The following is a 21,823-nucleotide window of genomic DNA, read 5'->3' as shown; positions in this document are numbered from 1 at the left end:
AAGGCGGGGCAGCTCTTCTCCTCACGGTGAATCGAGCCGCTTAATGCACCAGACTGCTCGGGCGGAAGCGACCTAATTACTTACCGTCCGAACAGTATATAACTGATAGCGGCATGTCAATCGCCATGCCGCTCAGAATTTAGTGTCTTGGAGGCTACACGATAGCGTTGTGGCGCACCGCACAACCGGAGCCGCGGACGGCCTAGGAGGAAGTGTGTAAGGTTTTGGAGATAAACTTTTTGAAGCGGTCCGGTGCAGCTTCAGAGAAGAGTTTTGCGGGCGGCGCGTCCGCGATGAGCGTACCCTTTTCCAGAAAAATGATGCGGTTCGAAACCTCCCGTGCGAAATTGATCTCGTGGGTGACAATGAGCATTGTTCGTCCCTCTTTAGCCAGATCTCGAATGACCTTCAGGACCTCCCCGACAAGCTCCGGGTCTAGCGCCGATGTCGGCTCATCGAACAGGATGGCTGCTGGCCGCTGAGCAAGCGCCCTTGCAATCGCTGCGCGTTGCTGCTGCCCGCCCGATAGGTGTCTGGGGTAACTGTTGGCTTTGTCGGAAAGCCCCACCTTCGCCAACAGTGACATTGCTTCGTCCACACATTCCGTTTTTGAACGCTTCTGAACATGGACCGGCGCTTCAATGACGTTTTCGAGGATCGACATGTGTGGCCATAGATTGAAGCCTTGGAACACCATCGCGACGTCTGACCGAATCCGGTCGAGCTGTTTTCGATCCGCGGGACGGGTTCCATTCTTGGTCGTTCGCATGGCGATTTCCTCGCCCCGGATGGCGATTGTTCCCGCGCTCGGGGTTTCGAGCATGTTGATGCACCGGAGCATTGTGGACTTGCCAGAGCCCGACGATCCAAGGATCGAGACCACCTCTCCTTCATGTGCTTCGAACGTGATGCCCTTTAGCACCTCAAGATCGCCAAAGTTTTTATGGAGGTCGCGAATGGAAATTACGGGAACGTTATTCGTCTCGATTGACGTCATGGCCGCGCCTCAATGTTTGTTTTGACGGGGAGATCGCGCTGATGCGGTGACAGACGGTATTCAAGTAGAGCGATCAGGCGGGTTATTATGAAGTTGAGCGTCAGATAAATTGCACCAGCGACGATAAACACTTCGAAAGCGCGAAATGTCTGGGAGATTAGCTCCGCAGCTATACCAGTTACTTCCATGATGGTGATGGTGGAAGCGAGGGAAGTTGCTTTTACCGCGAGAATGACTTCATTGCCGTAGGCTGGCAAAGCCTGCCGGAATGCGATCGGAAGGATGATGCGCCTGTACAGTAGAAAACCGGACATGCCGCAAGCCCTTGCCGCCTCAATCAATCCGGCCGAAACGGACTTTAGCCCTCCGCGGATGATCTCACTTCCATAGGCGCCGACGCTAAGCACTAGAGCAGTGATGGCGCACCAGTAAGGTTCACGGAAAAACGGCCAGACACCCCAACTCTGGAGTTCGTGACGGAACTGTCCGAGGCCGTAGTAGATGATGAACATCTGCAGGAGGAGCGGCGAGCCGCGTATGCAAAAGACGAAAAAGGCAACGCATTGGGAAGCGACGGGGACCCGCAGGTGCGCAACAATCGCCAGGGCTGTTGCCAGGACTGTCCCGACAAGTATCGCCGTTGCGGCCAATTCGAGCGTAATAGGCAAACCGGCAATGAGCCTGACGAAAGCCTGCCAGAGAAAACCGAAATCGATCACTGTTTAGCCCCCCATCCTGCACGCAGAGCGATACTCGGCGAAGCGGAAGAGAAGCGACGAGACCACGGTGATTGTCAGATAGAGCAGTCCAGCCGTGATAAAGAACTCAAACGGTCGGCGCGTTGAACCCGAAGCCATTTGAGCTTGCCGAAGCAGTTCCACAAGCCCGACGACCGAGATGAGGGCCGTCTCTTTCAGGGCCAATTGCCATGTGTTGCCGAGGCCCGGCAATGCGTAGTGCAGTACCTGTGGTGCAACGACGCGCCTGAACAGTAGCCAACGGCCCATGCCAACCGCATGAGCCGCCTCGATACTGCCCTTGGCGACAGTGTTGAAAGCGCCTCTAAGCACTTCAGCTTGATAAGCGGCAGAAATGATCCCGATCGCGAGAACCCCAGTAGCGAACGTAGGCATTCCAACAAAACCGTTCGCCCCGAAGAAGCCGGCGAAGGTCGACAAAAGTGAGTTTCCGCCGAAGTAGAGTAGATAGATGACCAGAAGATCAGGCACGCCTCGCAGTGTGGTCGTGTAAGCGTCGGCGACGCCACGAGCCAAACGGATTGGTGACATTTTTGCCCAGGCAACGAGGCTGCCAAGAATAGACCCGATGAGGAACCCCAAAACGGCGATAGCGGACGTGACGCCCGCGCCAGCGATGAGGACACGACCCCATCCTCCTTCACCAAAACCAACAAGATCAGTGTAATTCATGCAGCCAACCCACAGCTTGTCCAATACAATGCGCATTTTCAGAAATTACGGATGTGAAGGGCACAGTGGCGGCCTGATCGAATTGGGGATAGCCCAATTGTCGAACTACGAGACACCTGCACGGCCGCGCTCCCTCAGCCACGCTCCTCCAGCGGCATCACAGTTCGCACAAAATATTTTTATTGCAAGGAATCTTTTTTTTAGATACAAAGTTTTTGTTCGATTGAAGTTTGGACGCGTCGAGAAAGTGTGCCAGGTCAATCAGACAGTCCGTCGGACGACCGTATGTCGGCGTCGCCAGCCGCCGGCGGTCATCACGGAATTGCATAAATATTTACATCCGTTAAAAGTTTTCAGCGCGTTGAAACTCAAAACGGTGTGAGGCCATGATCAATCAAAAGTCTGGGGGGAGGCATGCAGGAATGGGCTTGCGGGAGCGCCAACGCCTAATAAGGCGGGAGAACATTCTCGCTGCGGCGAGTGATTTGTTCGCGGCACACAGCTTCAATGAGGTTAGTCTCGAAGCCGTCGCCGCGCGCGCTACCGTCTCCGTCCCCACCATCTACTCCTTTTTCAAATCGAAGCACGATCTGCTGCTAGGCTTGCTTGAGGAGGACAGGCATATCCTTGAGCCGAATTTGGCGCGCGTTGTGGAGCGGCTGCCAAACGATCCTGTCCAGGCGATGGTGCTGATCGCCAAATCGGTCCTTTTGGATGGATATGATATTTCAAGAAAAGGCGTGTGGAGGGAGATCCTGGGGGCATCGATACACATGGGCCCTGAGCAGCGCAGCCAGTTCCGTGAGCTCCTCTCGATTACTGCAAAACATGTGCGTGTCGCTTTGAACAAGCTTCGTGGGACAGGCTCGATCCATGATGATGTTGATCTGGATAGCGCAGCCCGCATTATCCATAGCGTCATACGGCACGTATTTGTCCTTTACATAACCAGTGAGGAAGCAACGGTCGATGATCTCACCGCCATGCTTGAAGAAGACCTGAAGACTGTCCTGTTTGGCATTGCGATAAGAGCTTAGCCCCTACGCATCCGCAAATCATGGATATCAAGACCTTGGATGGGGTCCGTAAAGGTCTCACCAGGAGCGGTGCATCTGTGCGTTTTTTCTGACGCCCTGCATGGATGTACGTGAAGGCAACGCAACAACATTCACACTGAGGAGGACTATCGATGAAAAAATTCTTGTCCAATCTACTTATCGTAGGGGCCTTTGTACTCCCCACGATGCCGGCGCATGCCGGGGAGTGGAAGAAGATCGTGATCGGCATGGACGTCAGTTATGCTCCCTGGGCATATACCGATGCCAACGGCAAATTCCTGGGATACGAAGTCGACCTCGCGAATGACCTCTGCAAACGCATGGAGGTCGAATGCGAACTCACATCGCAGCCTTGGGATACGATCATTCCCAGCCTGCAGGCCGGGAAGTTCGACGCCATCATCGCGGGAATGAACATCACGGAGGAGCGGCTGAAGGAGATCGATTTCTCTGTCTCTTATGCGGCGAGCCCGCGCGCTTTCCTGACGACGAAGTCGAGCAAATTCGCAAATCTTCCGCTTGGCGAATCCATCCTTGATCTGGAAAAGGACGCCGATTCCGCGACCAAGCAGATCGACGCGGTCCGCTCCGAACTCCCTGGCTCGACGCTCGGCGTGCTGACCGCTTCCGCCAACACCCTCTTCGTCGAGAAGAACTTCGCCGACGTCGCGGAGATTCGGCAATACAAGACAGCCGAACAATACGTACTCGACCTCCAAGCCGGCCGCATTGATATCGCTTTCGATACACTGCCCTACCTGATGGGTGTTCTCAAGGGCGCGGATGGCGGCGATATGGTTGTCGTCGGGCCGAAGCTTGCGGGCGGCCTGCTAGGTGCTGGCGCCGGCGTTGGCCTTCGCAAGAGCGATGCGGATCTCAAAGCAATGTTCAACAAGGCTATTGAGGACGCGAAGAAGGACGGAACGATCAAGGCGCTCACCATCAAATGGTTCGGCGCGGATCTTTCGCCGACGTAAACTTGCAGAATATTCCTTCAGACCGCATGTCGTCTTTACATACCGACTAGTCGCTTAATAATTCAAACTCAATGGAGATGATTCTTCATGTATTTCAACTTAAACCGACGGGCATTTTTCGCAGTAACTGCGCTTTGCCTGACATCCCTGACCGCTCTGGAAGCCACGGCCGCAGCCGACGTCTTGCCGTCGACAATCGCCGGAAAGGGTGAACTTGCGATTGGTCTCGAGTCGACCTATCCCCCCTTTAATTTTCAGGATGAATCCGGCAATCTCGTCGGGTTCGAGGTCGATTTTGCTAACGATCTCTGCAAGAGGCTCGGACTGACGCCTAGATATGTGCCGACACAGTTTGACGGCATTCTCGCGGCTCTCGCGTCTGGTAGGCTCGACGTCGTGATCAATCAGATCACCATCACTCCGGAACGTCAGAAGAACTACGATTTCTCGGTTCCATACACGATCACCAAGATCCAGATGGTCACTCGGAAAGAACTCGCAGCCGAGCTGACGGCACCTGAAAAGCTTTCAGGGCGCGCCGTTGGCGCGGTGCTCGGCACGAACTTCGAGCAATGGGTTCGTGCCAACGTCCCTGACGCGGACGTCAAGACCTACGACCTCGACGCCACCATGTATCGCGATTTGAAGGCGGGCCGGATCGACGTGGCCCTCAACGACACGATGGTCGCGGCGAGTCTGATCAAAAAAGCCGATTCGGGCTTCGTCACGGCGGGCGAACCGTTCGCCCCCCAAGAGCAGGCGGTCGCAATGCGAAAAGAACCGGCACTGAAAGCTGCCATCGACAAAGCCATCGAAGAAATGAAAGCCGACGGCACTTTGACGGCCATGTCGATCAAATGGCTCGGTGTCGATGTCTCGAAGTGAGACTGTGCGTTCCTACCATCAAGCAGGAGAGCTGCGAATGCAGCTCTCCACAAAGAAAGTGAATGAAGATGACGATGATACCCAACTCCAATGAAGCGCGGGATATTGCGTACCACTTCCACGCCTATACTGACGCCCGGAAGCATGAAGCGACGACGCCGCTTATCATTGACCGGGCTGAGGGGGCTTACGTCTACGACAGCAACGGGAAGCGCTACCTTGAAGGCATGGCCGGCCTTTGGAGCGTCGCCGTCGGCTTCGGCGAGCGGCGTCTCGTGCAAGCCGCTGCACGGCAGATGGAACGCCTGAGCTTTGGCCACAATTTTACTAGCCGGACGCATATGCCGGCGATCGATCTTGCGGAAAAGCTAGTAGAGATCGCCCCGGTCCCGATGAGCAAGGTGTTCTTCACGAATTCCGGTTCCGAAGCCAATGATACCGCAATCAAGATGATCTGGTACAGGTCGAATGCGCTCGGCCAGTCCCAGCGGAAAAAGCTTATTGCCCGAGAACGCGCCTATCATGGTGTCACGCTGGCCTCGGGCAGCCTGACCGCTTTCTCCTACAATCACGAATCCTTCGACATGCCCATTGCCAACGTCCTACGTACGGGCAGCCCCCATTTCTGGCGCGATGCGGAACCTGGTGAAAGCGAAGAGGATTTTGCATCCAGAAGGGCGAACGAACTGGAGAAGCTGATCCTCGATGAAGGTCCGGAGACAATCGCTGCCTTCTTCGGCGAGCCGGTCCTCGGCGCCGGAGGTGTTGTCGTTCCTCCGCGGACCTACTGGGAGAAGATTCAGGCCGTTCTGCGGAAATACGATATACTGTTGGTCGCTGACGAGGTCGTGTGCGGCTTCGGCCGAACCGGTAACATGTTCGGTTCCCAGACGTACGATATCAAACCGGACATTATGGTTCTCTCGAAGGCGCTCTCCTCGTCATACCTTCCGATTTCCGCTCTGCTCGTGAATGACAAGGTGTACCAACCGATTGCTGATGAGAGCCATCGCATAGGCACCTTCGGCCACGGCTTTACCGGCGGTGCGCATCCGGTTGCGGCGGCCGTGGCACTCGAAAACATCGCCGTCATCGAAGATCGCGACCTCGTCGGCAACGCATCACGCGTCGGTCAATACCTGCGTGACGGCCTGCAACGTTTCTCGGATCATCCGTTGGTGGGAGAGGTTCGTGGCGTTGGATTGGTCGCCGCCGTGGAACTGTTCAAGCAGAATTTCCCAAATGCAGCCGGCCTCAAGAACGGAGAACTGGGCGCCAAGGCAAATGCGTATCTCGCCGAGGAGGGCGTGCTTTTGCGCGCAGCCGTCGACGCGCTCACGATTTGCCCGCCTCTCACGATCACCGTGGGGGACGCAGACTTCTTAATCGAGAAGATCGGCAAGGTTCTCAATCGAGTTACAGCGGAACTCGCCGCATAGCGTACGCGAAATACGGATGGCAGACCACGACAGCGTAGCGGACCGGAGTTTCATGCCCCGGTCCGCATTCGCAGCGATGCTGACGGGACTGATGATCCAACGGCTCGAATTCATTCGGTATTTTTCGAATCGGGTCTCCTGGCTTATTTACTTACCGTCCAAACAGTATATAAATGCTTTAAATGCCATTGGTGGCGCAAGCAAACAGGTGAGACTACATGGCTCTCGATTCAGACACGATGAATGAACTGGTGAATACGGTCGGGCGTTTCGTTAGAGAGCGTCTTCGTCCTCTCGAGGAACAGGTCGCCGATAACGATGCTATCCCGGTCGAAATCCGCCAGGAGATCGCGAATTTAGGTCTATTCGGCCTGACGATTCCCGAAGAGTACGGTGGCCTTGGTCTCAATATGGAGGAAGAAGTCCGGATCGCACTGGAGCTGGGCAAGACCTCTCCCGCCTTCCGCTCGCTTATCGGGACCAATAACGGTATCGGCTCGCTCGGCCTCATTCTCGACGGCACGGAAGAGCAGAAGCAGCGGTATTTGCCTCGCCTTGCCACCGGCGAACTCATCAGCTCATTCGCGCTGACCGAGCCGGAAGCTGGCTCGGATGCTGCGTCGGTACGAACCACTGCAAAGCACACTGAGAACGGCTATGTGATAAATGGCACGAAACGCTTCATCACAAACGCCCCTCACGCCGGTCTTTTCACCGTTTTCGCACGCACTGACGCCTCGAAGCCCGGCGCCCAAGGTGTCTCGGCGTTTCTGGTCGAAGCAGGAACGCCCGGCCTTTCGCTCGGCCCCATCGACCGCAAGATGGGTCAGAAGGGCTCTCATACGTCGGATGTGATTTTGGAGGATTGCCTGGTCCCGTTCGACGCGCTTCTCGGCGGCGTTGAGAACCAGGGCTTCCGTACAGCCATGAAGACGTTGGATCGCGGTCGCCTGCACATCTCGTCGATCTGTGTTGCAATGGCCGAACGCTTGATCGAGGACAGTTTGCGCTATGCAATGGACCGCAAGCAGTTCGGACAACCGATCGCCGAATTCCAGCTCATCCAGGCGATGCTCGCCGATAGTCGCACGGAAGCCTACGCCGCACGTTGCATGGTGCTGGAAACTGCACGGCGCCGTGATGCAGGCCAGGACGTGACGACCGATGCCGCGTGCTGCAAGATGTTCGCAAGCGAGATGGTCGGTCGAGTCGCCGACCGCGCCGTGCAGATTCATGGCGGAGCCGGCTATATGGCCGAATACGGCATCGAACGGTTCTATCGCGATGCTCGGCTGTTCCGCATCTACGAGGGCACCACGCAGATCCAGCAGATTGTGATCGCCAAGAACATGATCAAGGCCGCCTCGTAAGCGTCCCCTCACTCAGCCTTCGTTCTTCGGCGGGCTTGCAAGCACGGCGTCGGAGGGAGGCTGGACCGACGGCTCGAACAATCCTTACGGAGCCCGCTATGACTACAGAGACCCCCTCGCCCCTCGTTCAGAAATTTGGCTCAGGTCTTACCACCACCGAAATCGTTGATGGTGTCGGCCTGGTTTCGATCGACAATCCGCCTGTCAATGCGCTCTCGCGCGATCTCCGCGAAGCTATGATCGACGCCATCAACCATCTCGCTGCGAAACACGACGTTCAGTCGATCGTCCTTCTTGGAAAAAACGGTACGTTCATCGCCGGAGCCGACCTAAAGGAGTTCGGCAAACCCCTGACCGATCCCACATTGCCGGATGTCATTGAAACCATCGAGCAGTGCTCGAAGCCAGTCATCGCGGCAATCGAAGGGGCGGCACTCGGCGGTGGCTACGAAATCGCCCTCGGTTGCGACGCGCGGATCGCGACGGAAAAGGCTGCCGTCGGACTGCCGGAAGGAACCTTCGGAATAATTCCAGGTGCCGGGGGCACCGTCCGACTGCCTCGGGTGACTGATGCCGTCACCGCACTCGACATGATCGCGTCTTGCCGTCAAGTCAAAGCTCCAGAAGCCAAGAACCTCGGCCTCATCGACGCTATTGTTGGGAAAATTCCAGACGATGCGATTGCCTATGCTCGTGCCTTCGGGACCACGAAGATCAGATTAAGGGACAGAGAACCAAAGCCCTTCGATCACAAGGCGTTTGACCTTGCCGTCCAGCAGGTCTTGAAACGCGGTCGCGGGCGACCCTTCGTCTTCGACCAGACCGAAGCAATCTGGCAGGCAGTCACGGTTCCCTTCGATGACGCGCTCGCGTCAGCCCGCACCGCATTTCGGCGCCTCCGCGATTCCGATGAGTCGGCGGCCCTGCGGCATCTTTTCTTTGCGGAAAGGCAGGCCGCGCGTGTCGAGGGCCTCGCGGACGCTTCGCCCTTGTCGATCGAGACAGTCGGTATCGTCGGAGCCGGAACCATGGGCGCGGGGATCGCCGCCGCTTTTCTCGCCGCAGGTTATCCGGTGAAGCTCACGGACCTCAAACAAGAGGCCCTAGCAAGCGCACGGACCCGCATCGAAGGTTTTCTCGCGAAAGCTTCGAACCCCGCCGAGCTGACATTGGTCCATGATCTCGAAGATCTTTCAGAGTGCGATCTGCTCATCGAAGCTGCCTTCGAGGATCTGGCCGTGAAGACTGAGCTCATGGCTCGTTTCGACAGTTTCGCCAAGACCAATGCGATCCTTGCGACCAACACTTCCTATCTCGATGTGAATGTCATAGCCGCCGCGACCACGCGTCCTCAATCCGTCGTTGGACTGCATTTCTTTGCGCCGGCGCACATCATGAAGCTTCTGGAGATTGTTCGGGGCGAAGAAACATCACCGGAAGTCCTGCAGGCCGCTTTTGCGATCGCAAGACGGCTTCGGAAAGTCGCCGTCGTTTCCGGAGTCGGAGAAGGCTTCATCGGCAACCGCATCTACAATGCTTACCGCGCACAGAGCGAAGCGATGCTGATCGATGGCGCAAGCCCGGACGAAATTGATACCGCCCTTGAGGCGCTCGGTTTTGCCATGGGGCCGTTCAGCGTGTCGGACCTGTCAGGGCTCGATATAGCTTGGGCTAACCGGAAGAGGAAGCAGGAGGCCCGCGGGGACAAGGATGGTGACGTTCCGGTCCTCGAATGGCTTGTTGAAGCCGGCCGGCTCGGCCGCAAGACAGGTGCCGGCTGGTATCGGTATGACGATGGCCAACGCGCATCGGACCCAGACGTGAGAAATCTCATCGCGAAGGCGCGGGCACATTATGGCGCTGCGCCGAGGTCGCTGGACCGGGACGAAATCCAGGAGCGCACGCTTTGCGCGATCGTCAACGAGGCCCTGCTCGTTCTGGAAGACGGCATCGCTTCGCGTGCCTCAGATATCGATCTGGTGATGATCAACGGATATGGCTTTCCGAAACATCTTGGTGGACCACTCTTCTGGGCGAAGCGTCAACCACGTTACCGCCTTGAACGTACTCTTGCGACCGTAGTCGGCGGCGGCCGCCGCGGGAACCTCGCATTGCTCGATTGAACCAACCCATACTTTTTGGAGGAATCCGATGTCCCCAGCCTATATCTGCGCCTATATCCGCACGCCGATCGGCCGCTTCGGTGGCTCGCTCTCATCCGTGCGGGCTGACGATCTCGGCGCTATCCCCTTGAAGGCAATCATGGCGCAAAATCCCAACCTCGACTTCGAAGCCATCGATGAAGTGGTGTTCGGGTGCGCCAACCAGGCAGGCGAGGATAACCGGAACGTTGCACGCATGTCGTCCTTGCTCGCGGGCATGCCTGTGAGCGTTCCCGGAACAACCATCAATCGCCTGTGCGGCTCCGGCATGGATGCCACAATCACCGGTGCGCGCGCTATCGCTTCCGGTGAAGCTGACCTGGTGATCGCCGGCGGCGTCGAAAGCATGAGCCGTGCTCCCTTTATCGTTCCAAAAGCCGAGACGGCTTTCTCTCGTTCGATGGAGATTCACGACACAACGATTGGCTGGCGCTTCATCAACCCACTCATGAAAAAGCAGTACGGCGTCGACTCGATGCCGGAAACCGCCGAGAACGTGGCGGATGACTTCAAGATCAGCCGCGAGGACCAGGATGCTTTCGCGGTGCGTTCGCAAGCGAAAGCAGCACAGGCCCAGACAAATGGCCGCTTCGCTAAAGAGATCACCCCGGTCACGATCCCGCAAAAGAAGGGCGACGCACTAATCGTCGACACGGACGAACATCCCCGCGCGACAACCATCGATGCTCTCGGCAAGCTCCGACCGATTGTCCGCGCCGACGGCACTGTGACCGCAGGCAATGCGTCAGGCGTGAATGACGGAGCGGCGGCAATCCTTCTGGCTTCCGAAGCCGCCGTCAAGAAATTCGGACTGACTCCGATCGCACGCGTTCTGGGTGGCGCGACCGCAGGTGTAGCACCGAGGATCATGGGATTTGGCCCTGCGCCGGCGACCAAAAAGCTGATGTCCCGCCTTGGAATGCGCCAGGAGCAGTTCGATGTCATTGAGCTCAACGAAGCGTTCGCATCTCAAGGGCTTGCGACGTTGCGTGACCTTGGCATCGTCGACGACGATCCTCGCGTGAATCCAAATGGGGGTGCCATCGCCTTAGGACATCCATTGGGTATGTCGGGCGCACGGATCACGGGCACGGCGGCGCTGGAGCTGGCGAACACCGGCGGCAAATTCGCCCTCGCGACCATGTGCATCGGCGTTGGTCAGGGCATCGCGATCGCCCTCGCGTCAGTATAAGCATTGAAGGCTGGGCGGCGTCTCGTCGCCCATTCCCGAATTCCAGCTTGTTGTTCGTCACCTGAATGAACGTTGGCGTGCAGAACAGAAAAGCCGCAACCTGGTCGGGCTGCGGCTTTTTCCTTAACCATCACTTTCAGATTGCTTTACGCCATGGCCCGCAGGTCAGGCTTACGCTTTCGACGCGAGGCAAAAGGCCCAAAGGGGATCTCCGGCGGCGCGAAGGTCTCCGCGCTCGCCCGGTCCCAGCGATCGTACCAATCCGCCAACTCCGGAATTTCCTCCTCCGACAGCAGAAACCCTTCGGGCAAATATGGATACGCCTCATTGCCATCAAGGAATTCGTTGTCCGACTGGCGGAACATGAAGTGGTACGGCATGAAGTCGCGAGGATCGGTCAGGCCTGCGGCGCCGGCAATCTCGCTCAAGGCGCGCATCGTATTGCGATGGAAACGCGCGACACGGTCGCTCTTATCACCTACATCAATAGCACGCTGACGGGCCTGATCTTGCGTGGCGATCCCAACCGGGCACTTGTTCGTATGGCATGCCTGAGCCTGGATACAGCCTACGGCAAACATAAAGCCCCGGCCGGAATTACACCAGTCTGCACCAAGAGCAAGTGCGCGGGCGATATCGAACGCGGAAATGATCTTCCCCGCTGCGCCGAGCCTGATATCGTTGCGAATGCCCGCGCCACGAAGCGCGTTATGAACGAAGGTCAGGCCCTCAAGCATCGGCATGCCGACCCGATTGGCGAATTCCACCGGAGCGGCTCCTGTTCCTCCTTCCGCACCGTCAATCACGATGAAATCCGGTTTGATTCCGGTTTTCACCATAGCCTTCACCATGCCGAGAAACTCACGGCGATGACCGATACAGAGCTTGAAGCCTACCGGCTTACCGCCAGATAGTTCGCGCAATCTGGCGACAAATTCCATCAGACCGACAGGCGTGGAGAACGTGCTGTGTGCTGGCGGTGAGATGCAGTCTACACCCATGGGAATGCCCCGCGCCTCGGCAATTTCAGGCGAGATTTTCGACGCCGGAAGCATACCGCCGTGACCAGGCTTCGCGCCTTGGCTTAGCTTGACCTCGATCATCTTTATCTGAGGGTCGGCAGTGATTGCAGCAAACTTCTCCTCTGAGAAGCTTCCATCGTCTCCCCGACACCCGAAATAGCCGGAGGCGACCTGATAAATTAGGTCGCCACCACCTTCGCGGTGGTAGCGGCTGATCCCCCCTTCCCCGGTGTCATGGGCGAAGCCGCCCTTCTTGGCTCCCCGGTTCAGAGCTGAAATCGCGTTGCCGGAAAGGGCACCGAAGCTCATTGCGGAAATATTATAGAGGCTGGCATCATAGGGCTGGCGACAACTGCTCCCACCGATACTCACCCGGAAATCGAAGTCGGTGATATGTGTTGGCGTGGCAGAGTGGGTAAGCCACGAATAGCCGGCGCCATAAACATTTTCGATCGTCCCAAACGGCCTTTTGTCCTCGACACCTTTTGCGCGTTGATAGACCAGCCCTCGCGCCTGCCGGCTGAACGGAACCTCCTCGTGATCAGCCTCGATCATATACTGTCGGATTTCCGGACGGATGCTTTCCATGAGAAAGCGGATATGGCCGATCACCGGATAGTTCCGAAGAATAGCATGCCTTCTTTGCTTGATGTCGTAAACGCCAATCAGCGCGAGCGGAACAAGAACCACGGCAGGGACTGCCCACCAAGGGCTCGAAAGCGCGAGGCCCATGACCGAGAGGAGTGAACCCAAGAGAATTACGAGGAAGATGGCGTACCGCTGGTACAGGATCATAATTCCATTCCCTATTCTTCGTCGACGAGCGGGGCACGCGGTCGGAAGATTGCGATGAAGTACAGGTCGGTGAAAAATGAGGAGCGGCTATGCCGCTCTTTCCGCGATGTTTATGCCGGTGGCGAGGCGATCTTCGATGTAGAGCTTGCGTAGCTTTGCAGTCGCCGGACCGGGTTTGCCAAGTCCAACCGGATGACCATCGATCGAAACAACAGGCATAACGAAGCTGATGGAGTCGGTGATGAACGCTTCTTCCGCATTCTTGGCTTCTTCGAGCGTGACCGCAGCCTGACGTGTTTCAAGCCCCGCTCGTGCCCCGAGATCCAGAACCGACGCGCGAGTAATGCCATGCAGTAGGGCGTTTGAGAGGTCCCGCGTAATCAGAATGCCATCCTTGGTGATGATGTGGAAATTCGCTGAACCTGACTCCGTTATGAGGCCATCCTCCACGAAAAGCACATCATCATAGCCTTCGCGCAACGCCTCCATCTTGGCCATTGACGAGTAGAGAAGCTGTACCGTTTTGATCTGCCGGTGAGCCCATCGCCCATCAGGTGCTGTCTTCATTGTGATGCCACGTTCCCAGCCAGGGTTAGCCAGGATGGTGCGCGGCTGCGTGAACATCACGATCGTCGGACGGAGGCCATCGGTGTAGATAAAATTGCGGTCTTCCGCGCCACGGGAAATCTGCAAATAGACTAAGCCATGCGTAATGCCATTCCGGCGCGCGATCTCCTGGTGCAAAGCCAAGAGTTCACCTTCCGCGACCGGCATCGGAATTCCGAGCGTTTCGAGCGAGCGTTTCAGTCGATCGGTGTGGCCCTTGAAATCGATCAACTTGCCGTCAGCAACGGCAGTTACCTCATATATCGCATCCGCAAAAAGAAATCCGCGATCGAAGATCGAGATCGTTGCTGCCGTCTCGTCCAGCCATTGGCCGTTGACGAACACTGTCCTGCCCATTGTGCGCGTTCCTGTCATTTCGTTGGAAAAAATTGTGGGGCAGTCGCGGTTAGCCAATTGCCTTTTGCAGCTCCGGTAGGACCTCAAAGAGATCCCCGACAAGGCCGTAGTCCGCTACTTGGAAGATCGGCGCCTCCTCGTCCTTGTTGATCGCGACGATCACCTTCGAGTCCTTCATGCCGGCAAGGTGCTGGATCGCGCCGGAAATACCGCAAGCGATGTAGAGCTGCGGAGCGACGACCTTGCCCGTCTGGCCGACCTGCCAGTCGTTCGGTGCGTAGCCGGCATCGACGGCCGCGCGTGACGCGCCGACGGCCGCGCCGAGCTTGTCGGCGACGGGCAGGATCACTTCCTGGAACTTCTCCGACGAGCCCAGCGCACGGCCGCCCGAGATGATGATCTTGGCCGAGGTTAGCTCCGGACGGTCCGAGGTCGACAAGTCGGCAGAAACGAAAGCCGATAGATCAGAAGAAAAGGCTGCCGTCGAGAGTTCCTCGACGGCAGCAGGTGCGCCTTGGGAGGCAGGAGAAAAGGATGAAGAGCGGACAGTGATCACTTTCTTCGCATCGGTGGCCTGCACCGTCTGGATGGCGTTGCCCGCATAGATCGGACGCTTGAACGTGTCGGGGCTCACCACCTCGACGATCTCCGACACCTGCGCCACGTCGAGCAGCGCCGCCACGCGCGGCAGCACGTTCTTGCCGACCGAGGTGGCCGCGCCGAGGATGGTGTCGTAGGACCCGGCGAGCGACACGATCAGCGCCGCCAGCGGCTCGGCCAGATTGTTGGCAAGGCTTGCATCCTCGGCAACCAGCACCTTGGAAACGCCGGCAAGCTTGGCCGCCTGCTCAGCCGCCGCCTTGGCGCCCGCGCCTGCGACAAGCACATGCACGTCGGAACCGATCTTGGAGGCCGCCGTCAGCGCCTTGGCGGTCTGGTCGGAAAGGTGGGCGTTGTCGTGGTCTGCCAGAAGAAGAATGGCCATTATCGTAATCTCCTCAAATCTCGCCGATCAAAGCACGCCGGCTTCGGTCTTGAGCTTCTCGACCAGCTCGGCGACCGTCTTGACCTTGACGCCCGCCTTGCGGCCCGACGGCTCCTCGGTCTTCAGCACCTTCAGCCGCGGCTCCGTCGACACGCCGAAGTTTGCGGGCGACGTCTTGTCGAGCGGCTTCTTCTTGGCCTTCATGATGTTGGGCAGCGAGGCATAGCGCGGCTCGTTCAGGCGCAGGTCCGACGTGACGACGGCCGGAAGCTTGACCTCGATCGTCTGCAGGCCGCCATCGACTTCGCGCGTGACCTTGGCCGAACCGTCACCGATCTCGATCTTCGAGGCGAAGGTGGCCTGCGCCGTGCCGAGCAAGGCCGCCAGCATCTGGCCGGTTTGGTTGGAATCGTCGTCGATCGCCTGCTTGCCGACGATGATGAGGCCCGGCTGCTCGGCGTCGGCCACACCCTTGAGGATCTTGGCGACGGCCAGCGGCTCGACTTGATCGTCGGTCTCGACCAGGATGGCGCGATCGGCCCCCATGGCCAGCGCCGTCCTCAGCGTCTCTTCGGCCTTGGCAGGTCCGATCGACACGACGACCACTTCCTCGGCCTTGCCCGCTTCCTTCAGGCGCAGAGCCTCCTCGACCGAAATCTCGTCGAACGGGTTCATCGACATCTTCACATTGGCAAGCTCGACACCCGAGCCGTCCGCCTTCACGCGAATCTTCACGTTGTAATCAACGACCCGCTTGACTGGGACCAAGATTTTCATAGCAGCCTTGCCTTCCATATAAGGACGCAGCACCGCACCCAACGCGGGCGTGATAACGGCCTACGCTCTACTCCGTGACAGATGCGAATACTTATATTCCGTTCCGTCGGTAAGTAAATAGAAATCTTAGGACGCGCTTGCTCTCGTCGAGGCCGTTATCAGAGCAAGTTAGGTCACCGAACTTCTGGAGGGACTCTTTTTTCCCTTCCGACCCGTCGTTAAGTTGGCAACAAGAAGTTTGATCGGCGTATTGGTGTTTGTCGCGCATTGGTAATGTGGTAGCACAAGAGAAATCCCACTCTACGCGAGCAAACACCTACATCAGAGGCCCAATGAAGCAGACCAAAACAAAGCCCCGCATGGGACGACCGCCCGTTCTCGAAAATGCTCGCGATCGCATTCTTGACGAGGCCGCCGTCTTGTTCGGAGAGGGCGGTTTCGACAATGGCTCTATGAATGTCGTTGCCGAGCGGCTCGGCGTCTCCAAGGCTGCCGTCTACCATTATTTCGACACCAAGCAATCTGTTTATGACGCCATCATTGTACGCACATTGGAGGGACTGCTCGAACATGTCAGTAGAGCTGTTGCGGCGTCCACCACGGCTGACGGTAAGCTGAAATCATTCATGGTTTCGCACGCTGGGTACTTTGAAAAAAACTACTGGGGTTTCGTGTGCATGCTGATCGGATACGGCGGTATGGCAAATCCGGGGCTCAAGTCCGAAGCCAATCAGCTTCGTATCGAGTATGAGAGCATACTCCGGGGAATTCTTCGGGAAGGAATGGCAACCGGCGCCTTCCGCGAGGCGGATGTGACAATATCGTCTCACTCGGTTCTCTCTATGCTCAACTGGATGGTCCGTTGGTTCAAACCAGGCGGACAAAAACGCGCGGAAACCGTCGCAGCGGAATATTTTGATCTCCTTACAAATGGTCTCTACAGCCGATGAGAGTAAGAGCGGCAGGAAGATATCGCAGTGGGGTTTGAGGCAGTTTTTACAGGTCACCACTAGCTCTTCTTCGACTGAACCACCTAGCATCGCGAATGGCATTCTCCAGTCATTTGCGATGGCGCGCTGGAGTCATGGGCTTGCTCGCCTTATGCAACCTTTTCCGTACAAATTGCGTCACATCTATTCCTTTATGCCATTTGGTAATGGACATAAAAAAAAACAAACAAGCCTCGTGTGGTCATTAGGATCGACTTGAGGCGCACTTTGAAAAATGCTCCGGCTGGTTCTGTCGAGAATGAAGCCGATGTATGTGAATGCCAATGCACCAAAAGTTGTTGTGGTGGGAGCCGGAATTGTAGGCGCCTCGGCAGCCTATTTTCTCGCGAAGCAACGGATCGCCGTGTCTCTAATCGATACCGCTGGCCCCTCCGCCGGCGCGACGGGTTCTTCGGATGGTGCCGTATCGGTTGCAAGCAAACAGCCGGGGATGATGATGACGCTCGCGCAGAAGGCTCGAGCTTTTTATTCTCAACTCGCATCTGAAGGCGTACTGGCTGGAATCTATCATCCGCGACCCACGTTCTTAATTTCTCGTACTGAAGAAGAAATGGAACTGCTTGAGGTTCACGCACACGACCTTAGAGCATCCGGCGAAGAGACAGAGATTGCGGATTCAGAGCGTCTGAAACGTTTCGTTCCCGGTCTGAGTGATGCCGCTATTGGCGGCGTTGTTATCGGGCATGTTGCCATCGGCGTCCCACGAACGCTCGGCAGATTCTATCCTGTCATGTTAGAATTGTCGTGTCGGGACAGGGGCGTCGGAGTGCGAAGAAGCGGGCAGGCCGAATTGACTTTGAGCTGCGAGCTCGCGTTGTTATCTGGCCGCCCCTGCGACTATCCCGTCTGCGCTGCGAGCGCGTATCCGTAGATGTCGCACAGCCCGCGCACTCCCCCATCAACAACATGGAGGATTTGGAATGCGGTCGATCGGAATGGATGTGCATCGAAGTTTTGCGCAGGTCGCGGTTCTTGACCGGGGCAAGGTCACCGAAGAATTCCGGGTGGAACTGGATTACGACGCTGTGGTGGCCTTTGGGCAGAAGCTTCGAAAGGATGACGAAGTCATACTGGAAGCGACTGGGAACACCTCGGCCATTGTAAGGTTGTTGACGCCGTTCGTGGCCAAGGTCGTGATTGCGAACCCGCTTCAGGTGAAGGCCATCGCCCACGCGCGCGTCAAGACCGACAAAGTCGACGCGCGGATTCTGGCACAGCTTCATGCCGCCGGCTTTTTGCCAGAGGTCTGGGCTGCGGATGACGATACCCTGAACCTGCGTCGTCTCGTGTCGGAGCGCGCGGCGCTCGTGCGATCAGTGCGACGGGTGAAGAGCCGGGTCCAGGCCGTTCTCCACGCCAATCTCGTGCCGAAATACTCGGGACATCTGTTCGGAAAAGATGGCAGAGACTGGCTTTTGACGGCCCCGTTGCCCAAGGCAGAGCGCGACCTCCTCGCCCGCCATCTTGATGAACTGGACTGGCTGAAGGGCAAGCTTGAAAAGCTGGATGGTGCCATGGCACGAATTGCGCTTGACGACACTCGCACGCGCAAGCTGATGACGATCGCCGGGATAAATTCTGTGGTTGCCACGGCGGTAATAGCCGCCATTGGCGACATCTCCCGGTTCCCGACGCCCGACCGGCTTGCGAGCTACTTCGGCTTGACCCCGCGGGTGCGCCAGTCCGGCGATCGCGGCGCAATCCATGGCCGCATCTCGAAACAGGGAAATGCGACTGCCAGAACGATGCTGATTGAAGCTGCCTGGTCGGCCGCCTCGGTCCCTGGGCCGCTGCGTGCCTTCTTTCTCCGGATCAAGGACCGCAAAGGCCTCAACGTCGCGGCGGTCGCCACGGCGCGCAAGATCGCAAATCTGATCTGGCAGTTGCTGACCAAGGAGGCTCCCTACAGATGGGCTCGGCCCGCCTTTGTCGCCATGAAGATGCGCAAGCTTGAACTTCGTGCCGGCGCTCCCAAAGCACATGGGCCCGCTGGTCCCGCCCGCGATTACTGGATCAAGGAAATCCGCCATCGAGAGATGGAGCTCGTTGCACAGGCGGAGGCAGCTTACGCGGCCATGGTCGAAGCCTGGAGAGATAGGCCACCTAAACCACAAAAAAGCTGAGAAAGGGGCTGTTCAACAACATCCGTGTCTGGAACGATGGGCATGCGCTCGGTTATGAGGTTACCGAGCGGCTTCTGAGCCGCTCTGGTGTCGAGATTATCCGCAATTGTCGGTGCGATGCGGTAGCTACGGCCGGTGCCCGCGTAACGGGCGTTTACACATCGCAAGGACTCGTTTCCGCCGACGCTATTGTGGTCGCCGCAGGCTTGGGCTCGAGCCGGTTGCTTGGCTTGGAAGATGTGCTATTCGCGAGAAAAGGCCAGATCGTGATTACGGATCGGGGCGGGATTGGCCATGCCGCTTTTGACGGACATCTAATGGCAGCAAGCTATATTGCCGCCAAACGGCGAGGCTCAAAAACTGCACCCTCTCGTGTAGGCCTTGTTATTGATCCGCTCAAAACGGGGCAGTTTCTGCTTGGAGGAACGCGAGAGGACAATAGATCCGACACAGGCACCGATATCGAGTCGATTTCCCAAATCGTTCGCGAGGCAGCTGCGTTGTATCCACCGCTTCTGGCGCGCCGAGTGATTAGGACCTTTTCGGGCGTTCGTACCGCCACGCGTGACGGGCTGCCAATCGTTGGCCAACATCCGACTATCGAGAACCTCGTTCTGGCCACTGGATTCGAAGGAGATGGAATCTGCTTAGGACCATATACAGGGAAAATCGTGGCTGACATCATCACGGACAAGGTAACGGAACCTGAATATTCACTTCTCGCGCCCCAGCGCTTTCTTGCTGAACGAGCCGCTTCATGACACACGCGTTCTTATGGAATGGCCGGTTGATACCGTTTGTCGAAGGTCAAACCGTCGCTTCGGCGCTTGCGCTTTCAGGTGTCCGAGATTTCGGTTCGTATTCGCCATCGACCAGCGCCCGCTACTTTTGCGGTATCGGTGCCTGCCAAAGCTGCCTCGTCACGGATCGTGGTGGTGCTCCTTTCGAGAGCTGCATCACTCGGGCGGATGAAGCGATGTGCTTAAGGCCATTTCTCACTGATGCGGGAGACAACGATGTGTGACGCGCCCGTTCTGGTAATTGGCGGTGGGCCCGCCGGTGTCGCAGCAGCTGTCAGTCTTGCCGAAAGCGATCATCGAGTTGTTTTGGTCGAACAGCGCGACCGACTCGGCGGTGCAATTCACCGACAGCCCGCCAATCGTGACATCGTTCATTCCCTTCATGGAAGGCATCATACTCGCAACTGGCGTGCTCTTAACGAAAGACTGTCCGCCGTTCAGGGAAAGATCCGAATTCTTTACAATAGCGTCTTTCTCGGTGCCGACGATACCGGTCATGCCTTGATTGAAGATCGTGCATTGGGACGCACCCTTTCGGCCAAGGCAGCCGGACTTCTCGTTGCGGTTGGTGCGATCGAGCACATAGAACCTTTCGAAGGTTGGCAGCTACCCGGCGTCATGACCGCTGGTGGCGCGCAGCTCATGTTGAAGGAAACTGGGCGTTTTGTACCTGGGCGGACCCTAGTGGTCGGATCGGGGCCGTTGATATTTGCTGTTGCTGCGCAACTGGCGTCGGCCGGCGCTCCGCCAGTCGCGCTTGTGGAACGCGGAACACCTTGGCGAGCGCCAGGCGCGGCGTTTCGCCTGCTGGCAAGCCGGTCTACATTTGCGGAGACGATGAGATACGGATCCATTATCCTGCGTAAGCGGATTCCCTATAAAACCGGGACTGGTATCGTAAGGGCAGAAGCGTCCGGCTCGGTTCTTCTGGTGGAAGTCACTTCCGACACCGGTAGGATAGCGCGGTACGAGGTAGATAACCTGGTCATCAGCAACGGACTCCGCTCGAATCAGATCGGCTTGCCGAGAACTTCGGAGTCTTCTGTCTACCCTATCCTTCATGCAGGGGATTGCCGCGAAATTCTCGGTGCCGACGCAGCAATTGAGGATGGCGCATTTGCAGCTAGGAAACTTGTTGCTCTTTTGAAAGGGGCGCCAACTCCCTCTCCTTCGCATGAACTCGAAAAAGCGCGAAAGCTACAGGCTGCATTGAGGAAGCTGACGTCGCTCGACCACTCAGAACTGGTAGGCGATCCGATTATCTGCCGCTGTGAGGGAATGAAGCGCTCTGACCTTCTCAAGCTCGGCAATGGGCGGTCCGCGTTTGAAACACGACTGGTAGGTCGTTTCGGAACAGGGCCGTGCCAGGGCCGCTTCTGCCGCGCAAGCGTTAATCGGATCACCGGAATATCGGCGGAGGAACTCTCCGGAAGGAACCATCAGGAACAGCGATGGCCTTTGCGACCAGTATCGATCGCCTCTCTATGCTCCGTTACACCTTTTCAGACGGAATTCGAGCAGGAACCTATCTTGCTCCAGCCTGCGAATGCAGTTTCGTCAAAGCGATGACCGACCAGAAGGGCTGGCCGCGCCAGATCTAAAGGACTTCCGCGGAAAAATCTGCTGCGTTGTTCCCTTCAATTCTGCTCACGTCCTCCGGGCTTCACGAATTCACTTTGACCTTCGTGCTGGCCATCGTGTTCATCGGAATTATCCATCTCCACTTGCATCAGAAGCACACATGCCGGGTGTGTTGATTTTAGAAGTCGCAACCAATCCGCGATAGCTCCAAAATTGCCGTTAGGAAGACGAGGTCAATTTGTATCGTCTCGGATCGA

Annotated in this window: 20 protein-coding genes; 13 read left to right on the top strand and 7 right to left on the bottom strand. The window is 57.3% G+C overall.

Features of this window, described 5'->3' with window-relative positions:
• Nucleotides 1-202: 202 nt before the first annotated feature.
• Genes ACIQJ2_RS31285 through ACIQJ2_RS31275 form a run of 3 tightly spaced genes read right to left on the bottom strand, consistent with a single transcriptional unit; the run spans nucleotide 203 to nucleotide 2,427 of the window.
• Nucleotides 203-997: an ABC transporter ATP-binding protein gene (locus ACIQJ2_RS31285; protein WP_093744154.1), complete on the bottom strand. Its 795-nt coding sequence runs from the start codon at nucleotides 995-997 to the stop codon at nucleotides 203-205.
• The gene (locus ACIQJ2_RS31280; RefSeq protein ID WP_093744157.1) at nucleotides 994-1,713 is read right to left on the bottom strand and encodes an ABC transporter permease; all 720 of its coding nucleotides are present in this window, start codon (nucleotides 1,711-1,713) and stop codon (nucleotides 994-996) included. The genes ACIQJ2_RS31285 and ACIQJ2_RS31280 overlap by 4 nt, the downstream gene beginning before the upstream one ends.
• A gap of 6 nt (nucleotides 1,714-1,719) precedes the next feature.
• Nucleotides 1,720-2,427: an ABC transporter permease gene (locus tag ACIQJ2_RS31275; protein ID WP_137935350.1), complete on the bottom strand. Its 708-nt coding sequence runs from the start codon at nucleotides 2,425-2,427 to the stop codon at nucleotides 1,720-1,722.
• A 386-nt stretch (nucleotides 2,428-2,813) separates the two neighbouring features.
• Here ACIQJ2_RS31275 and ACIQJ2_RS31270 point away from each other — a divergent pair, with 386 nt between their 5' ends.
• The 7 genes from ACIQJ2_RS31270 (at nucleotide 2,814) to pcaF (ending at nucleotide 11,510) form a co-directional block, all read left to right on the top strand.
• Nucleotides 2,814-3,464: a TetR/AcrR family transcriptional regulator gene (locus ACIQJ2_RS31270; protein WP_151652876.1), complete on the top strand. Its 651-nt coding sequence runs from the start codon at nucleotides 2,814-2,816 to the stop codon at nucleotides 3,462-3,464.
• Nucleotides 3,465-3,616: 152 nt separating this feature from the next.
• Nucleotides 3,617-4,462, top strand: coding sequence for a transporter substrate-binding domain-containing protein (locus ACIQJ2_RS31265; RefSeq protein ID WP_137935352.1), 846 nt, complete (start codon nucleotides 3,617-3,619; stop codon nucleotides 4,460-4,462).
• A gap of 87 nt (nucleotides 4,463-4,549) precedes the next feature.
• Entirely contained in the window at nucleotides 4,550-5,347 is a 798-nt protein-coding gene (gene tcyJ, locus ACIQJ2_RS31260; protein WP_137935353.1) for a cystine ABC transporter substrate-binding protein, read from the top strand.
• Between the two features lie 68 nt (nucleotides 5,348-5,415).
• On the top strand, nucleotides 5,416-6,786 hold the full coding sequence (locus ACIQJ2_RS31255; RefSeq protein WP_033967567.1) for an aspartate aminotransferase family protein: 1,371 nt from the start codon (nucleotides 5,416-5,418) through the stop codon (nucleotides 6,784-6,786).
• A gap of 218 nt (nucleotides 6,787-7,004) precedes the next feature.
• On the top strand, nucleotides 7,005-8,156 hold the full coding sequence (locus tag ACIQJ2_RS31250) for an acyl-CoA dehydrogenase family protein (protein WP_033967480.1): 1,152 nt from the start codon (nucleotides 7,005-7,007) through the stop codon (nucleotides 8,154-8,156).
• Between the two features lie 98 nt (nucleotides 8,157-8,254).
• Nucleotides 8,255-10,279: a 3-hydroxyacyl-CoA dehydrogenase NAD-binding domain-containing protein gene (locus ACIQJ2_RS31245; RefSeq protein ID WP_093744152.1), complete on the top strand. Its 2,025-nt coding sequence runs from the start codon at nucleotides 8,255-8,257 to the stop codon at nucleotides 10,277-10,279.
• Between the two features lie 28 nt (nucleotides 10,280-10,307).
• Nucleotides 10,308-11,510 carry a 3-oxoadipyl-CoA thiolase gene (gene pcaF, locus ACIQJ2_RS31240; protein ID WP_033967481.1) on the top strand — a complete coding sequence of 401 codons (1,203 nt, stop codon included), beginning with the start codon at nucleotides 10,308-10,310 and terminating at the stop codon, nucleotides 11,508-11,510.
• 146 nt (nucleotides 11,511-11,656) lie between these two features.
• On the opposite strand, the gene ACIQJ2_RS31235 is transcribed toward pcaF, so the two are convergent.
• From ACIQJ2_RS31235 to ACIQJ2_RS31220, 4 genes are all read right to left on the bottom strand, one after another.
• The gene (locus tag ACIQJ2_RS31235) at nucleotides 11,657-13,327 is read right to left on the bottom strand and encodes an FMN-binding glutamate synthase family protein (protein WP_067941710.1); all 1,671 of its coding nucleotides are present in this window, start codon (nucleotides 13,325-13,327) and stop codon (nucleotides 11,657-11,659) included.
• An 87-nt stretch (nucleotides 13,328-13,414) separates the two neighbouring features.
• Nucleotides 13,415-14,290 (bottom strand): aminotransferase class IV, encoded by an 876-nt coding sequence (locus ACIQJ2_RS31230; protein WP_067941712.1) that lies wholly within the window; start codon nucleotides 14,288-14,290, stop codon nucleotides 13,415-13,417.
• Between the two features lie 49 nt (nucleotides 14,291-14,339).
• Nucleotides 14,340-15,275: an electron transfer flavoprotein subunit alpha/FixB family protein gene (locus ACIQJ2_RS31225; protein WP_067941714.1), complete on the bottom strand. Its 936-nt coding sequence runs from the start codon at nucleotides 15,273-15,275 to the stop codon at nucleotides 14,340-14,342.
• Nucleotides 15,276-15,302: 27 nt separating this feature from the next.
• Nucleotides 15,303-16,052, bottom strand: coding sequence for an electron transfer flavoprotein subunit beta/FixA family protein (locus ACIQJ2_RS31220; RefSeq protein ID WP_067941716.1), 750 nt, complete (start codon nucleotides 16,050-16,052; stop codon nucleotides 15,303-15,305).
• Between the two features lie 332 nt (nucleotides 16,053-16,384).
• Between ACIQJ2_RS31220 and ACIQJ2_RS31215 the strand changes: the two genes are divergently transcribed.
• From ACIQJ2_RS31215 to ACIQJ2_RS31190, 6 genes are all read left to right on the top strand, one after another.
• On the top strand, nucleotides 16,385-17,002 hold the full coding sequence (locus ACIQJ2_RS31215; protein ID WP_067941717.1) for a TetR/AcrR family transcriptional regulator: 618 nt from the start codon (nucleotides 16,385-16,387) through the stop codon (nucleotides 17,000-17,002).
• Between the two features lie 307 nt (nucleotides 17,003-17,309).
• A complete protein-coding gene (locus tag ACIQJ2_RS31210) occupies nucleotides 17,310-17,933 on the top strand; it encodes an FAD-dependent oxidoreductase (protein WP_400746673.1) in 624 nt (207 codons plus the stop codon).
• Between the two features lie 64 nt (nucleotides 17,934-17,997).
• The gene (locus ACIQJ2_RS31205) at nucleotides 17,998-19,185 is read left to right on the top strand and encodes an IS110 family transposase (protein ID WP_292855365.1); all 1,188 of its coding nucleotides are present in this window, start codon (nucleotides 17,998-18,000) and stop codon (nucleotides 19,183-19,185) included.
• Nucleotides 19,182-19,946 (top strand): NAD(P)/FAD-dependent oxidoreductase, encoded by a 765-nt coding sequence (locus ACIQJ2_RS31200; RefSeq protein ID WP_400746678.1) that lies wholly within the window; start codon nucleotides 19,182-19,184, stop codon nucleotides 19,944-19,946. Before ACIQJ2_RS31205 ends, ACIQJ2_RS31200 begins: the two co-directional genes overlap by 4 nt.
• Nucleotides 19,943-20,209, top strand: coding sequence for a 2Fe-2S iron-sulfur cluster-binding protein (locus ACIQJ2_RS31195; protein WP_137935356.1), 267 nt, complete (start codon nucleotides 19,943-19,945; stop codon nucleotides 20,207-20,209). The genes ACIQJ2_RS31200 and ACIQJ2_RS31195 overlap by 4 nt, the downstream gene beginning before the upstream one ends.
• The gene (locus tag ACIQJ2_RS31190; RefSeq protein WP_171026548.1) at nucleotides 20,202-21,554 is read left to right on the top strand and encodes an FAD-dependent oxidoreductase; all 1,353 of its coding nucleotides are present in this window, start codon (nucleotides 20,202-20,204) and stop codon (nucleotides 21,552-21,554) included. The genes ACIQJ2_RS31195 and ACIQJ2_RS31190 overlap by 8 nt, the downstream gene beginning before the upstream one ends.
• Nucleotides 21,555-21,823 lie beyond the last annotated feature (269 nt).

Source organism: Rhizobium sp. NPDC092011, assembly GCF_044756305.1.
In the GTDB taxonomy this organism is placed as follows: Bacteria; Pseudomonadota; Alphaproteobacteria; order Rhizobiales; family Rhizobiaceae; genus Rhizobium.
The sequence above is the reverse complement of the archived record's forward strand: the minus strand, read 5'-3'. Positions and strand labels throughout refer to the sequence as shown.

What these genes read in the sequence shown, in the direction of transcription:
- ACIQJ2_RS31205 (WP_292855365.1), top strand. Translation starts at nt 17,998, where the DNA reads ATGGATGTGCATCGAAGTTTTGCGCAGGTCGCGGTTCTTGACCGGGGC.
- ACIQJ2_RS31275 (WP_137935350.1), bottom strand. Translation starts at nt 2,427, where the DNA reads ATGAATTACACTGATCTTGTTGGTTTTGGTGAAGGAGGATGGGGTCGT.
- ACIQJ2_RS31220 (WP_067941716.1), bottom strand. Translation starts at nt 16,052, where the DNA reads ATGAAAATCTTGGTCCCAGTCAAGCGGGTCGTTGATTACAACGTGAAG.
- ACIQJ2_RS31250 (WP_033967480.1), top strand. Translation starts at nt 7,005, where the DNA reads ATGGCTCTCGATTCAGACACGATGAATGAACTGGTGAATACGGTCGGG.
- ACIQJ2_RS31235 (WP_067941710.1), bottom strand. Translation starts at nt 13,327, where the DNA reads ATGATCCTGTACCAGCGGTACGCCATCTTCCTCGTAATTCTCTTGGGT.
- ACIQJ2_RS31255 (WP_033967567.1), top strand. Translation starts at nt 5,416, where the DNA reads ATGACGATGATACCCAACTCCAATGAAGCGCGGGATATTGCGTACCAC.
- ACIQJ2_RS31190 (WP_171026548.1), top strand. Translation starts at nt 20,202, where the DNA reads ATGTGTGACGCGCCCGTTCTGGTAATTGGCGGTGGGCCCGCCGGTGTC.
- pcaF (WP_033967481.1), top strand. Translation starts at nt 10,308, where the DNA reads ATGTCCCCAGCCTATATCTGCGCCTATATCCGCACGCCGATCGGCCGC.
- ACIQJ2_RS31195 (WP_137935356.1), top strand. Translation starts at nt 19,943, where the DNA reads ATGACACACGCGTTCTTATGGAATGGCCGGTTGATACCGTTTGTCGAA.
- ACIQJ2_RS31270 (WP_151652876.1), top strand. Translation starts at nt 2,814, where the DNA reads ATGATCAATCAAAAGTCTGGGGGGAGGCATGCAGGAATGGGCTTGCGG.
- ACIQJ2_RS31215 (WP_067941717.1), top strand. Translation starts at nt 16,385, where the DNA reads ATGAAGCAGACCAAAACAAAGCCCCGCATGGGACGACCGCCCGTTCTC.
- ACIQJ2_RS31285 (WP_093744154.1), bottom strand. Translation starts at nt 997, where the DNA reads ATGACGTCAATCGAGACGAATAACGTTCCCGTAATTTCCATTCGCGAC.
- ACIQJ2_RS31265 (WP_137935352.1), top strand. Translation starts at nt 3,617, where the DNA reads ATGAAAAAATTCTTGTCCAATCTACTTATCGTAGGGGCCTTTGTACTC.
- ACIQJ2_RS31230 (WP_067941712.1), bottom strand. Translation starts at nt 14,290, where the DNA reads ATGGGCAGGACAGTGTTCGTCAACGGCCAATGGCTGGACGAGACGGCA.
- ACIQJ2_RS31245 (WP_093744152.1), top strand. Translation starts at nt 8,255, where the DNA reads ATGACTACAGAGACCCCCTCGCCCCTCGTTCAGAAATTTGGCTCAGGT.
- ACIQJ2_RS31225 (WP_067941714.1), bottom strand. Translation starts at nt 15,275, where the DNA reads ATGGCCATTCTTCTTCTGGCAGACCACGACAACGCCCACCTTTCCGAC.
- tcyJ (WP_137935353.1), top strand. Translation starts at nt 4,550, where the DNA reads ATGTATTTCAACTTAAACCGACGGGCATTTTTCGCAGTAACTGCGCTT.
- ACIQJ2_RS31210 (WP_400746673.1), top strand. Translation starts at nt 17,310, where the DNA reads ATGTATGTGAATGCCAATGCACCAAAAGTTGTTGTGGTGGGAGCCGGA.